This is a genomic window from Vibrio sp. 10N.222.48.A3 (genome assembly GCF_041475345.1).
Classification (GTDB): Bacteria; Pseudomonadota; Gammaproteobacteria; order Enterobacterales; family Vibrionaceae; genus Vibrio; species Vibrio tasmaniensis_A.
In genome coordinates, this window is record NZ_JBFRVX010001135.1 from 1 (window position 1) to 915 (window position 915).

Consider the following 915-nt stretch of genomic DNA (forward strand, 5'->3'; position numbering starts at 1 on the left):
CTGCCCGGTGGCAGATTAGTAAGCATGCTGTTATCGGGCATTTGACGACTGGCATTGGCTAAACTGCGCGACAATGCTTGATGCGGAAACAAAGCAGGGTCTGGAAATGCCGAGCTGAGTGGAATGATACTAGGGTCTTTGGCTCGTTGAAGTACATCGTAAAGCAGGTCGCTGATCTTAACGGGATACGGCTTGATGGCTTTTTGTTGTGCGAGTTCTGAGGTGAACACATTTCTGCGCGGTAACACGAAATAGCCAGATTTAGGCTTAGATCGCACATAGCCTTGGTCTTCAAGCTGTTGATACGCCTGAAGTACCGTCTCGATACTGAGTTTATAACGTTTACACGCGTCTCTAATCGATGGAATTTTCTCACCACTAAGCCAGATGTTTTGTTCTATCTGATTCTTGATTGTATTGGCGAGTATCTGAGATTTTTTCATCAAAAAGTCTTTTCTATCTAATGTGTAAAATATTACTAAACCGTGAATATTCGAAGTACTCAGACATTCAGGTATAACAAAGCCCTACCCTAAACCCAATTACCTTCACGGTCGACTTGTTTATCTCTCCCATAAGAAAAGACACCACACTCATCAATCGAGTGTGGTGCCTTAATTACTGAGCTGCTTAGCTACTTAGTTTAGATTAACTAGCCGACTAGTTAGCTGGACGCCACACGCCCCATTGATCATTTTCGTAGGTCGCTTTAGGGTTTGTACCACCTTGAATCCACCACTGTGCTTTCCAAGACTGGTTCGAGTACGTTACTACTTCACCGCCTAGGTAAGTCGCTGAAGAGTCCCAAGTGCCATTGTCTGGGTCAGGAGTCGGATCTGGATCCGGCGTTGGATCTGGGTCTGGTGTTACGCCACCGTCATCAGCAATTACTTCAAAAGTGAAGGTTTCAACACT

1 protein-coding gene and 1 pseudogene are annotated in these 915 nt (G+C 45.1%); both read right to left on the reverse strand.

From position 1 onward, the window contains the following. Positions 1–446, reverse strand: a 446-nt coding sequence (locus AB4653_RS24375; RefSeq protein ID WP_372105525.1) for a GntR family transcriptional regulator, incomplete at its 3' end; no start/stop codon positions are given. 214 nt (positions 447–660) lie between these two features. Next, positions 661–915: pseudogene (locus tag AB4653_RS24380) on the reverse strand (chitin-binding protein); the annotation flags it as partial.